Origin of the sequence: Nostoc sp. CmiVER01 (assembly GCF_034531135.2) — a bacterium.
Lineage (GTDB): Bacteria > Cyanobacteriota > Cyanobacteriia > Cyanobacteriales > Nostocaceae > Nostoc.
Genome location: NZ_JAVRBU020000006.1, coordinates 203,328 through 215,957, shown reverse-complemented (window position 1 = coordinate 215,957; position 12,630 = coordinate 203,328). Strand labels below are relative to the sequence as shown.

At 42.4% G+C, this 12,630-nt stretch carries 8 protein-coding genes and 2 pseudogenes; 5 read left to right on the top strand and 5 right to left on the bottom strand.

Annotation, left to right across the window (positions count from 1 at the left end; translation table 11 throughout):
- Together arsS and RMZ43_RS11675 are read left to right on the top strand one after the other, a co-directional pair.
- On the top strand, window positions 1–990 hold the full coding sequence (arsS, locus tag RMZ43_RS11680; protein WP_322656231.1) for an arsenosugar biosynthesis radical SAM (seleno)protein ArsS: 990 nt from the start codon (window positions 1–3) through the stop codon (window positions 988–990).
- A gap of 228 nt (window positions 991–1,218) precedes the next feature.
- The gene (locus tag RMZ43_RS11675) at window positions 1,219–2,163 is read left to right on the top strand and encodes an alpha/beta fold hydrolase (RefSeq protein ID WP_322656230.1); all 945 of its coding nucleotides are present in this window, start codon (window positions 1,219–1,221) and stop codon (window positions 2,161–2,163) included.
- A gap of 19 nt (window positions 2,164–2,182) precedes the next feature.
- Here RMZ43_RS11675 and RMZ43_RS11670 read toward each other — a convergent pair whose 3' ends face one another.
- A complete protein-coding gene (locus RMZ43_RS11670) occupies window positions 2,183–2,551 on the bottom strand; it encodes a BON domain-containing protein (RefSeq protein WP_322646615.1) in 369 nt (122 codons plus the stop codon).
- Window positions 2,552–2,896: 345 nt separating this feature from the next.
- Here RMZ43_RS11670 and ilvN point away from each other — a divergent pair, with 345 nt between their 5' ends.
- On the top strand, window positions 2,897–3,415 hold the full coding sequence (ilvN, locus tag RMZ43_RS11665) for an acetolactate synthase small subunit (RefSeq protein ID WP_322646614.1): 519 nt from the start codon (window positions 2,897–2,899) through the stop codon (window positions 3,413–3,415).
- Window positions 3,416–3,584: 169 nt separating this feature from the next.
- On the opposite strand, the gene RMZ43_RS11660 is transcribed toward ilvN, so the two are convergent.
- The 4 genes and pseudogenes from RMZ43_RS11660 to RMZ43_RS11645 form a co-directional block, all read right to left on the bottom strand.
- Window positions 3,585–5,870: a PhoD-like phosphatase gene (locus tag RMZ43_RS11660; protein WP_322656229.1), complete on the bottom strand. Its 2,286-nt coding sequence runs from the start codon at window positions 5,868–5,870 to the stop codon at window positions 3,585–3,587.
- Window positions 5,871–6,148: 278 nt separating this feature from the next.
- On the bottom strand, window positions 6,149–7,540 hold the full coding sequence (locus tag RMZ43_RS11655; RefSeq protein ID WP_322646612.1) for a malic enzyme-like NAD(P)-binding protein: 1,392 nt from the start codon (window positions 7,538–7,540) through the stop codon (window positions 6,149–6,151).
- A 307-nt stretch (window positions 7,541–7,847) separates the two neighbouring features.
- A pseudogene (locus tag RMZ43_RS11650) lies at window positions 7,848–7,976 on the bottom strand (photosystem II q(b) protein); the annotation flags it as partial.
- Window positions 7,968–8,585: pseudogene (locus tag RMZ43_RS11645) on the bottom strand (Uma2 family endonuclease); the annotation flags it as partial. The pseudogenes RMZ43_RS11650 and RMZ43_RS11645, both read right to left, overlap by 9 nt.
- Before the next feature lie 231 nt (window positions 8,586–8,816).
- Between RMZ43_RS11645 and RMZ43_RS11640 the strand changes: the two are divergent.
- The gene (locus RMZ43_RS11640; RefSeq protein ID WP_322646611.1) at window positions 8,817–9,845 is read left to right on the top strand and encodes a helix-turn-helix transcriptional regulator; all 1,029 of its coding nucleotides are present in this window, start codon (window positions 8,817–8,819) and stop codon (window positions 9,843–9,845) included.
- Between the two features lie 121 nt (window positions 9,846–9,966).
- On the top strand, window positions 9,967–12,606 hold the full coding sequence (locus RMZ43_RS11635) for a TonB-dependent siderophore receptor (protein ID WP_322656228.1): 2,640 nt from the start codon (window positions 9,967–9,969) through the stop codon (window positions 12,604–12,606).
- Window positions 12,607–12,630 lie beyond the last annotated feature (24 nt).

The following is a 12,630-nucleotide window of genomic DNA, read 5'->3' as shown; positions in this document are numbered from 1 at the left end:
ATGCAAACTCAATCTAAAGTTACACCATTTAAAAACAAACTCAATTATCCTTTTACGAAAAAGGGAATCACTGTTTTACAAATTAATCTAGGTAAGCGTTGTAACCTTGCTTGTACACACTGTCATGTCGAAGCCGGCCCAAAACGTACAGAAGAACTTTCTCCGGAAGTTTGCGAACAATTGATTTCGCTAATCCATAAATTTCCTGAAATTAAAATTGTGGATTTAACTGGTGGCGCACCAGAAATGAATTATGGATTTAAGCCATTGGTAGAAGCAGCAAAAGCAGCTGATAAACAGGTAATTGTCCGGTCTAATTTGACCATTTATTTTGAAGATGGATTTGCTGATTTACCAGAATACTTTGCTCAACACCAAATAAGAGTTGTGGCTTCCCTACCCTGCTATCTAGCAGATAATGTTGATAAAATGCGCGGTGCTGGTGTTTTTGATAGTTCAGTCAAAGCTTTGCAGTGGCTTAACCAACTTGGCTATGGTAAAGAGCCAAATTTAATTTTGGACTTGGTATTTAATCCCCAGTTACCCACGAATGAAAATTTTTCCTTAGCTCCCGAACAGACTAACCTAGAACGAGATTACAAAATGTTCTTACAAGAACATTTTAATATTGTGTTTAGTAACCTCTTCACCATTACCAACCTACCAGTTGGTAGAACCAAAATGCATTTAGAACGGAGAAAACTGTACACTAGCTATTTGCAGTTTTTAGAATCGCATTTTAATCCTGACACAGTTGAACATTTAATGTGCCGCGATGAACTCTCAATTGACTATCTAGGCAATGTATATGATTGCGATTTTAACCAAATGATGAATTTGCCTGCAAAAAATCGCAATGGTGAAGCTTTAACGATTAGCAAACTATTAGAAGCTGACAGTTTAGACCTGATTAGTGAGATACAAACTGCTGCTTATTGCTATGGTTGTACAGCTGGATGTGGTTCTAGTTGTGGTGGTGCTTTGCTCTAAAGGCAAATAAAATAGCGTAGCCAACTCATTTTTTAAGACTCTTTTATAAATCTAATACCATTTCTTTGTGAGGTCGCGCCAAATCTCTTAAATTATTATTTCTTGGCGTACTTGGCGCTCTTGGCGGTTCGATAAATGAAACTTTTTGGTCATTTTTGCGTAAGTTCTATCTTAAAATTAAAGAAAATTTTATAATAGTATTTTCACACTGCTGAGTTAAAGGAGACTGTGACCACTACATTACACTGGCAGGAACGGGTTGGTAATCAAAGAGATTGGGTTTGGCGCGGCTGGCAAACACGCTACACTTACATTCGCCCTAGCCCAAATCAGCACAATACAATACCACTAATATTGCTACATGGCTTTGGCGCTTCTATTGGTCATTGGCGACATAATTTGGAAGTATTGGGTGAGCATCATACAGTGTATGCCATCGATATGCTGGGTTTTGGCGCTTCTGAAAAAGCCGCAGCTAATTACAGCATCGAACTCTGGGTTGAGCAGGTTTACGATTTCTGGAAAACATTTATCCGTCAACCAGCGATTTTGGTGGGCAATTCTAACGGTTCACTGATTTCTATGGCCGCCGCCGCTACTCATCCCGATATGGTGTTGGGTATGGTGATGATGAGTTTACCCGACCCTTCACTAGAGCAAGAAGCAATTCCACTTGTACTGCAACCAGTTGTCAGAGCAATTAAAAATATTGTCGCTTCGCCGTTGATTCTTAAACCTGTATTTAACTTCGTGCGCCGTCCTGGGGTGCTGCGTCGCTGGGCTAGTCTTGCCTACGCTAGCCCAGAGGCGATTACCGATGAACTCATAGAAATTCTAGCAGGGCCTCCCCAAGATAGAGGTTCCGCCAGAGCTTTCAGTGCTTTGTTCAAAGCTACCCTTGGAATTAACTTTAGTCCCAGTGTCAAGAAAGTATTACCAACCTTAACAATTCCCATGTTATTAATTTGGGGACAAAAGGATCGGTTTGTTCCCCCAGCCCTGGCTAGTCAATTTGCCCAGTACAACGAGAAATTGGAAGTGTTGAACTTAGAAAATGTTGGTCATTGTCCCCATGATGAATGTCCTGAACAAGTCAACCAAGCTATTTTAGATTGGATTGGGAGGTGGGTTAGCGTAGGCGTAGCCCGCCATAGGCATCGCAGCCACTATTGAATTTTGAATTGCTTAACACCTAGCCAATCGTGGCTTGGTTAGTGTCAACATCTGTAGCCCCACTAACAGAACGAGCTACAGAAACCATTTTGTTGAGAATTTCTTGACTGGGAACTTTACCTTTCAACACCACAGTGCTACCAGTCTGAGCAACCCAAAGGGTATCAACATCATCGAGTTGGGGGTCTTGATCAAATGCCAATGCTACCCGCTTTGCCAAACCACTTTGGTCATATTCACCGCTTAATCCCACACGTTCTGGGGGAATTGATTGAGTAGCAGTAGGAGCATCATTAGTATTAGGAGCTTGTGCTATCGACTGTGCAGTAGGATTTACTTGTGCATTTTGAGGTTTTTCCATCCCAAATAATCTTTGTAACCAACCCATAAAAACTTTTCTCCTAATTCTCGGTTTATCAAATCTGAGTATAAAAGCTTCACAAAAATGCCGCATCTGCCTAAGAAAAGAGATGCATTTAATGAAATCCCTCCTTGCAGGATGATTTTTGCTCAATTTTTTATTTCTAGAGAATGCAATGAGTGCAGCTATTGAGTTTACAATAAAAGGTCGCACTGACAATTAGTGCAGTAGTACGCTACGACAGAAAAAACCTACATTTGACAAAATGTCAAGAGTTTGTAACTCAAGGAATTTTGATTGAATAAGTGAATTCTGCCAAGCGGTACTAGAATCTGCGTTCCTCAAATCCTGTGCTAGCCTCTGTTGGCGAAGATGAAACATACCCTTTCAGTTCTCGTAGAAGATGAGGCGGGTGTTCTTTCCCGCATTTCTGGTTTATTCGCCCGTCGCGGCTTTAATATTGAAAGCCTTGCTGTTGGCCCTGCTGAACAAGGAGGAGTCTCTCGAATTACGATGGTTGTACCTGGTGACGATCGCGTTATCGAGCAACTCACTAAGCAACTATACAAGTTAGTCAATGTCCTTAAGGTACAGGATATTACCGAAACTCCTTGTGTAGAGCGGGAATTGATGCTCTTGAAGGTGAATGCTAGTACCAGCAATCGTTCAGAAGTGATCGAACTGTCTCAGATTTTCCGGGCGCGAGTCGTGGACGTGGCGGAAGATTCTCTCACCTTAGAAGTTGTAGGAGATCCAGGTAAAATGGTAGCGATCGTGCAGGTGTTGCAAAAATTTGGTTTGAGAGAAGTCGCCCGCACTGGCAAAGTTGCCCTGACTCGTGAATCGGGTGTGAATACAGAGTTACTCAAGTCTTTGGAAGCAAAAGTTTAGTTAGGAACATCAGAACCCCTCCCCCAGTCCCCACTTTTCGAGGATTGGGGGGATCTTCTGGGGTCAACCCAATTAAAAATGTAAAATTAAAAATTAAAGAATTATTTTTAATTATCAATTTTTAATTGGAACACAGTGGGGCCTTGTACCCAGAATTAATTAAAACTGGTCATCGTAACAATGACTGATTAGGCGTTAACTGGCTCTCAAAACGGCTGTAAACAACTTGGGTTGGATACCAAGAAGAAAACCAGTACAAATCTTGAATAACTTTGCAATAACTACTCTCATCTACTAATTCAAAGTGAACCAGACCTAAATTATTAAATCCAACTACTTCTCGCCCCTCCTGAACCCAACGAAATTTCCAAAACATCAGGGGTTGTAACCATTTCCATTTGGCATTTTCGGCTCGTTTCCAGGGAGCTATCAACGATGATATATCTGCTCCAAAGCCAGAAGTCTGAACGCTGTTTCGAGGTACCCACTCCAACACACAATGCCACTCAGAGTTAGTCAGTAACTGGCGATTATGGTGTAATTGTTTATCCGAAATTTCTACCATATTAGGTGGATCAATCCAACCTATCCAATGTCGCACTTTTTCTGGTAGTAGCCAATGTTTCAATCGTGTATGAATGAGCCTTGTCAAAATTTCTTCATTCTTCAATGCACTAGCGGTTAATTGCACTAAGACAGACTGTAATTTGGAATGAGTGCGTGCATAAGACAAGTGAGCAACAGAACTGTAGTGAATATCTCCTGATAGAATAACAACTTGTTGACGTTCCTCAAACAAAGTAGTTAGAAATTTCGCCAGTGCTTCAACATTAATGTTCCAGGCATCTCCAACATCAGTTGAAAAAACTTTCTCCTGTTGTAAATTCCAATGGTGAATCCAATCAATCACTTGTAGTCCGAATACATTCGTGGGCGCAATCACAAATGTAGTTTGAATTTGAGTTTGTTCAGCTATTTCTTGTAAAGGTAAAACTAGTTGTTGCTCAAAGGCTTTTGGACACAGCAGCATCGGTGGTGCAATTGGTTTTTGATCAGCTGGATAACCTCGCCAAGTTCGCGTGTCCAGCACAATTACTTCATAGCAATCGCTCCTGACTATGTAGTTCCAGGTGATTGCTTCAGGATGTCGATCCAGAATGAACACTGCACCATCTCGAACTAAAATCGGTAAGTCTGTGTGGGGATCGTTAGCTGGCATACCTACATAATGAGCGATCGCCTCATCAGCCTTTGCATCTCTCCCTTTAGAAGCTGACCAAGCTTGTGCAGCCGCCAACAGCTTTTCACCGGATTTACCTGCTGCAAATTGCTCAGGCGTATTGCCCCAACCTTGAAACACCGTGTAAGCTAACAAGGCATTTTGGACTATTCTTCGTCCTAAAGGATGTCCTAGCACTCGCAAACACCAAGCTTGGTTTAGGTTCCAGTCATCAGTAACATCATGGTCATCAAAGATAGTGTACATGGGAATATTGGCAAGGGCGCGGCGCACTTTCCCAAGGGTATAAATGAATTGGCGCAAGTGCCGGACTTGTCGGTTCCAGTTCTTGATAGTTTTCTTTTTGTGCGTTACTTGGTGTCCTTTGGGAAATGCGGCTGGCCAACACACTGGCGACCAAGCTAGTAAATAAGTAGCGTAATATTCACCCAGACTGAAAAGATGACTGTTAACTTTCTCAGCTTTATTATGTAATCCTGCGGTCAATCCAGCTTGATTTGTCGCCACATCAGCTCGCTCTCCAGGAGGTAGTTGCTGGGGAGTGTAGTATATTCCATTCACAGGAAGTTGTTCTTCCCAACCTAAAAGGGCATCACCAAGTGTACTGGCAACCCACAGCGATGGTTCTGCTACATCGTCGCCGTAAATTTGATCTCCGGTGAGGAATAGCTGGTGGGGGCGATGTTGCGGTTGATTTGCTTTTGCTTCAATCAAATTGTCGAGAATCGGCAGTGCATCAAACCCATGACCATGAGGTTTACGGCAGGAAGCATGAATAATTTGCAAATCTTGCAGACGGTTTGGCGGCAAAACAAAGGTTGGTTTTTGATGCTCAAAGTAGCTGATGCTGACTGTAGGAGAGGAGTTTGAGCATAATGCTTGTTGCATTTGCAGGCAATGATGAGCGAGAGTAAATTGGAGGTCGTATGCATATATGCGGTTACTAGTTAAACGATGCTCCTCCATAGACCGAGCTGTTATAGCTGCAATGTGAAGATACTTGCCCAAAGCGACGGTAGAGCGTTGCCCCTCTAATAAGCAATTTCCTAGTGCTTTACCATCATTTGTTGTGCCATAAACCTTGAGTTCTACCTGACAAGACTGTTTTAGTGCCACCCATACCGTCACTGACTTCGGTTCAGTATGTTTTAGAATTGGCCCCGCCAAAATCAACGGTAGTTCTTGTATAAACTCGCCTCCAGCTTGGTACTTCATTAAATTTAGACATCAATTCCCATCTGTTTCACTCTATCAGTCGATAGAGCAGTCGATTGTAGTCTAAATAATAAAGAATGGACGAGATAATTTAAAGTTTTGAGCGCTGGAAGCCAGCGCTCAGACTTTTGTGAATCTTACAAGAATTATTCTTTTGGCGTTGCTGAATTGAAGTATGAATCTGGATGTAGAGACGGAGCAGTGCTACGTCTCTAAAAGGATTTTGGTATTATGCAAAATCATTTTCATACATGGAATCAGCAACACCATTCTTTTAATTAATTCCGAGCGATACCTTCTTGACGCGCTGCTTGTTGTACAGCAGCAGCAACAGCAGTAACGACGCGCTCATCAAAGACGGAAGGGATAATGTGTTCCCGATCCAAGTCTGAAGGCTTAACTAAAGAAGCGATCGCACTTGCAGCTTCTAGGTACATTGTGGTGGTAATTGTCTGGGCCCGACAATCTAAAGCACCACGGAATACCCCAGGAAAAGCTAAAACGTTATTAATTTGATTTGGGTAATCACTGCGACCGGTAGCAATCACAGCTACATCTTTGCTGATTAATTCTGGCTGAATTTCTGGAATCGGATTTGCCATTGCAAAGACAATTGGATCTTTCGCCATCGATTGCACCATTTCTGGTGTTAAAACTCCCGGTGCGCTGACTCCAATAAACACATCTACCCCTTGCATTGCACCCGCTAATGTACCCTGCGCTTTCACGGCAAATTCCAGTTTTTCTTCTGTTAAATCGGTACGACTGGTTGAGATAATTCCTTTAGAGTCGCACATCCAGATTTTTTCTGCCCCAGCTTTCCTCAGTAACCGAGCGATCGCCACTCCAGCCGCCCCAGCACCATTAATCACGATGCGGATTTCCGCCATTGATTTATGTACCAGCTTTAGAGAATTAAACAATGCTGCCAAGGTGACAATTGCTGTACCATGCTGGTCATCGTGAAAAACGGGGATATCTAACTCTTGGCGTAATCTTCTTTCAATTTCAAAGCAGCGAGGTGCAGCGATATCCTCTAAATTCACACCCCCAAAAACTGGCGCGATATTCTTGACTGTCTGGATAATTTCTTCTGTATCTTGGGTGGCCAAACAAATGGGAAAAGCATCTAGCCCAGCAAACTCCTTGAATAGCATTGCTTTGCCTTCCATGACTGGTAAGGCTGCTCCTGGGCCGAGATTTCCCAATCCTAAAACGGCGCTACCATCGGTAACAATGGCAACAGTATTTTGTTTGATGGTTAACTTGTAAACTTCCTCTGGATCTTGAGCGATCGCAGTACAAATCCGACCAACTCCGGGTGTGTAAGCCATTGCTAAATCAGACACACTTTTTAAGGGAATTCTGCTAGTAATGCTGATTTTGCCACCGCGATGTAAATTAAAGGTGCGATCGTAGACGCTGAGTAACTTGATGTCTGGCAATGCTTTGACTGCTTGCACAATGGTTTCAGCGTGTTCAGTACTAGCAGCATCTACAGTCAGATCACGGGTGGATTCTTTGCGGGTTTGCTCGATTAAATCAATTTGACCAAGATTACCGCCAGTAGTTGCGATCGCCTGGGTTATCGATGCCAACATCCCTACACGATTGGGAATCTGCAAGCGCAGTGTCAAACTAAAACTAGAATTAGGAGTTAGGTTTGCCATGTTGATTTTGGATTTTAAGTTTTAGATTTTATATTGAATTGAGACAAAAACTAAAATTTGAGAGATGTAGTCAGTGAAAATACAATGAATATTAACTCTGAAGAGAACGTCAGTACTTAGTTTACTCACTGCTTAAAGTTTTGATAATTATTTTTATTTATACCAATGCATTTACTAATATAGATGAGTAACAATTTAGTAATTGTACCCAAATACACCAGATATTTTTTTTAAATTTTATCTGTGTAAATTTTTATATAAAAAAAGCGCCCTCTAGATAGAGAGCGCGGTGAATTTTAAATTACAATTAACCGTGAATTACGGGTGCAAACATTGCCAGAGGTACTGCTTCACCAGCCGCCAAATCCAGGAGGAAGTTGTGAGCATTGCGCTCGTGCATCACTTCTATACCCAAATTGGCACGGTTTGTCATATCTCCTGTGATTAGTGAGGTGACAGCTAACCACAAACCCGGAAATACTTTACTTTTAATCACACCATCTACATCTGCCACCAGTGGCAAATATTCCCTATTCTGCAAACAGAACCAGTCAAGTTTATTTTCTAAAGTCTGCCAAACGATATATTCCTGCACTCCGTTGCGGCGGTAAGCGCGTTTTTTGTCGTACAAATCAATCGATGCACTACTGGATGCTATTTCTGCTACTAATTCTGGTACGCCTTCTACGTAATCATCTTCACTGATTTGTGCCTGTCCCTTGGCTGGTTTATCTATTAACAGCAAAACATCAGGTTGTGGTTCATTGTCTAAATCTAAGCGCACGGTAGCATTATCGCCTAGCTCTACCCCTGGAGTAGAAATTTTGTAATTTCCTAACCAAACAATTAAGTTTCCATGAGGTAAACCATGACTTCTAAAACGTAGGGGTGATGCCACGTAGACGACTCCTTCGATTAATTCTGCTTTTTTATTAGGCATTGCTTTATAACGACGCTCGAATTCGTGGCGGGTTAAGCGATCGCCACTTTCTAAAGGAGGAATAAAAGCGCTATTATTTAAGCCATGTTCCACAGAAGCAGCCATTACCTAATTCCTCATCCGTAGGAGTTGTAGCTTGAATTTAACATAGTGGAGCGCAAGGTTTTAAACAAGACCCCAATATGGCATCTAGGCCTTTTCGATGCAAATTTAGCATTAATCGCAAGGCTTACCAAATAGCAGCTAGAATCAATCTCTCTGGTTTAAGCTTCTATAACTAGTAAACCAAGCGATTGCCATATAATAATTAGGATAAAATATCAATAAGCTACAAAAATGACCCTGTTTCTTTCAGCTAGAGAAGCTTATCGACAACAGCAAAATACTACTCCAACCTCTGAAGCTACAAAAATCAACTCATATAACACTGGATATCAAGCAGTGTTGGACGATCCAAAACAACAAAGTCGGGGTTACGAAAACGTTATAGCTTTCCCAACAGGTATTAACTTGCTAGTGTCACAATTTGACTTAGCTGAGGATTTAATTCTTGAGACAAATTTCTATAATCTTCCCTTCATGGCATTTAGTTTTGCAATTATTAGTAATTATACGTCAGAAATAATACCTGTTGGACATAATTGTACGGCAACATATTTTGATTTCGATGAGGGGATTCCTGGTAATGGAGTTTATTTACGCGCAGGTCAACACATTCTGCACGTAGAAGTTGGAATCAACCCCCAACAATTTTTTTGCAGACATGAAGTTAGTGGCTTAGACTTCCTACCCAAATCACTCCAGTTGTATCTAGAAACTGATAATATATCTTTTCTTAACTACTTTCGTATCGGGCAAACTACTCCCGAAATGCAAATTATTTTGCATCAAATAGTTAATTGTCCCTTTCACGGCTTGATTAAAGAGATTTACTTGCAAGCAAAATGCTTAGAATTAATGGCGCTGAAGTTGGAACCCGATACAGCAGGGGAACGGGAACTGATGCGATCGCGCATTTTGCGAACAGATGATATTAACCGAGTTTACCACGCCAGAGAAATTTTAATCCGCGATTTTGACAATCCCCCCTCGTTGCTAGAATTGGCGCGACAAGTAGGTTTAAACGATTACAAGCTCAAAATCGGGTTCCGCCAGGTTTTTAACACAACAGTATTTGGCTATTTGTATGCTCACCGGATGGAGAAAGCCAGAAAACTAATTATGAGTCAACAAATGACCATAAAACAGATAGCTAAGATCGTGGGTTACGAATGTCCTAGTCGCTTCGCTGTGGCTTTTAAAAAGCGCTTTGGCATCCAACCAAGTCAATACTTAGATAGATTTATTGTTGCAAAAAACACCTAAAAAAATCCGTTTCGGCATATACCTTGATAAGATTTCTCGCAACAAATTCCCCTATGCTGTTGATAATAAATCCTAATTAAAGATTGGTGTAATCTGGGATACTACGGTGTGTGGGAAGAAAATGAGCAAGCGAATATTTAAAATCTTCAGTTGCAGACTGGAGTGGCTGTTGGTACTTTTAACAGTTTTGGTGGTTCAGCCAACCAAAGCGCAAGATATTCCTAAATCTGATTCATTGGTTAATCGGCTTAAGCGACTAAGTGAGGTAAAACCCGCTATTAGCAGCACCCAAATGTTACTGGTACAGTCGCCAGCACCATTAACTGAAGTTGTGCAAGTTACGTCAGTTAAGGCAAATCCCACTGATAAGGGTGTGGAGGTGATTTTACAGACTACCAAAGGGGAACAGTTGCAACTAGTCAATCATAGTGCTGGTAGCAATTTCATCACTGATATTCCCAATGCTCAACTACGCCTACCATCGGGTGATGCGTTCACATTCCGTTCTGAAAAACCAATTGCGGGTGTAACTGAGATAACAGTTACTAACTTTGATGCCAATACTATCCGAGTGACAGTGATTGGTGAGGGGAGTGTACCAACAGTCGAGTTGTTTGATAGTCCGAATGAGGGTCTTATCTTCTCTGTGACTAGTGCAGCATCGTTGGCCCAACAACAACCGCAAATTCAACCAACTCCTGAACAACAAAAGCCAGAGAATCAAGCACAGCCAAAACCATCAGCTGCGGGTGATGAACCAATCGAGTTGGTAGTAACGGGTGAACAAGACGGATATAGTGTACCAGATAGTACAACTGCGACAAAAACTGATACTCCTCAACGTGACATTCCGCAGTCAATTCAAGTTATCCCCCAACAAGTCATCAAAGATCAGCAAATCACGCGGATTAGCGATGCTGTACGTAATGTCAGTGGCGTGACTTTGCAAGGGGGGTATGCTGGGGCTACGGATAATTACAACATTCGGGGATTTACAACCTATGACAACTTGAGAAATGGTTTTTCCGCTCAGGATAACTTTGTGAATCCGACTAACATTGAGCGGATCGAAGTTCTCAAAGGCCCGGCTTCAGTGCTATATGGACAGTTTGAGCCGGGAGGTGTGGTGAATTACATTACTAAACAACCACTCAGCGAGCCTTACTACTCTGCTGAATTTACAGCCGGAAGTTTTAGCACTTATCGGCCCTCCATTGATATTTCCGGGCCGCTTAATTCAGACAAAACGTTGCTGTACCGTCTGAATGCTGCATACGAAAACTCTGGTAGTTTTATCGATTTTGGTAATCAGGAAGTATTAGCGATCGCACCAGCACTGAGCTACAAAATTGGTGATGCGACAACATTGACGCTGGAGTATGAATATCTCAAACTCGATCGCACCTATTATGATGGTCTTCCGCCCGATCCAATCGTTTTTCAAGCTCCTATCAGTCGTTTTTTGGGGGAACCAGGCGATCGTTTCTCCGAAGAGACACACTCTGTATTTCTGAATGTCAATCATCACTTCAGTGAAAACATCCGGCTTCGCAGTGGCTTTTCAGTTACGCTTGATGATTCTGAAGAGTCAGAGTTTCGCCCGAATAGCATTGATGCAGATGGTACCGTCCAGCGAAGGTTTGCTGCTGGCCCTGGTTATTTACAAAACTACTCTCTGCAAAACGACCTAATCGGTAATTTCAGTACGGGTTCCATCCAACATCAAGTTCTTGTGGGGTTGGAGTGGAATAAATATATCTATGGCTACGATTATCTGCGAAGTTCTACTTCAGTGACTCCCAGTATTGATTTATTCAATCCTGTGTATGGCGCTTCCCAGCCATCAGAGTTTGATGAGGCAGCATCAAGGGATCGTTTTGAGCGCAATACGATCGCTCTTTATCTGCAAGATCAAGTGACGTTGCTGCCAAATCTAAAACTATTGGTGGGCGGCAGGTATGACTTTATTCATCGCAAAAATCGCTCTCAATCGCTGGATTCTTTCGGTAGAGAGCCGATTGATGATGCTACAGTTGAACGGCTTTATGATGAAGCATTTTCCCCTCGCGTTGGCATTGTTTATCAGCCTCTACCGCCAATTTCTATTTACGCTAGCTACAGCCGCTCGTTTAATCCTAGTTCTTCGCAGACAGTAGATAGAACTCAACTGCCACCAGAACGCGGCACTCAGTATGAAGTCGGAGTCAAAACGGAACTGATTAAAGACAGGCTATCCGCTACCTTTGCCGCATACAATATCACCAAGCAAAATGTCGCTACAACCGATCCTAGTAACTCTGACTATTCCATCCCGATAGGAGAGGTGAAAAGTCGCGGTTTGGAATTTGACGTTTCTGGACAGATTCTACCAGGCTGGAATGTGATTGCATCCTACTTCGTCAACGACGCATTTGTAAGTGTAGGTGACGAAAATAATCCTGTAGGTGAATCTCTTGTAAATGCTCCCGGTACTGGTGGTAGTCTGTGGACGAGCTATGAAATTCAAAGCGGTGGTATGAGAGGATTAGGGTTTGGTGGGGGAGTATTTTACACGGGCGATCGCGAAGCCACACTTCCCAACACGTTCAAAATCCCCTCTTACGTCCGCGCTGATGCCACCATTTTCTACAAACGCGATAACTGGCGGTTTGGACTGAACTTTAAAAATCTTTTTAATACTCAGTATTACGATTCTCAGGGCTACTATCTGCGTCCTGGAGCGCCGTTGACTGTTCTAGGGACGGTTTCTGTGGAGTTTTGACCCTACCCTAACCCTCACCGAGGC

What these genes read in the sequence shown, in the direction of transcription:
- RMZ43_RS11670 (WP_322646615.1), bottom strand. Translation starts at nt 2,551, where the DNA reads ATGGGTTGGTTACAAAGATTATTTGGGATGGAAAAACCTCAAAATGCA.
- RMZ43_RS11660 (WP_322656229.1), bottom strand. Translation starts at nt 5,870, where the DNA reads ATGAAGTACCAAGCTGGAGGCGAGTTTATACAAGAACTACCGTTGATT.
- RMZ43_RS11640 (WP_322646611.1), top strand. Translation starts at nt 8,817, where the DNA reads ATGACCCTGTTTCTTTCAGCTAGAGAAGCTTATCGACAACAGCAAAAT.
- ilvN (WP_322646614.1), top strand. Translation starts at nt 2,897, where the DNA reads ATGAAACATACCCTTTCAGTTCTCGTAGAAGATGAGGCGGGTGTTCTT.
- RMZ43_RS11655 (WP_322646612.1), bottom strand. Translation starts at nt 7,540, where the DNA reads ATGGCAAACCTAACTCCTAATTCTAGTTTTAGTTTGACACTGCGCTTG.
- RMZ43_RS11635 (WP_322656228.1), top strand. Translation starts at nt 9,967, where the DNA reads ATGAGCAAGCGAATATTTAAAATCTTCAGTTGCAGACTGGAGTGGCTG.
- arsS (WP_322656231.1), top strand. Translation starts at nt 1, where the DNA reads ATGCAAACTCAATCTAAAGTTACACCATTTAAAAACAAACTCAATTAT.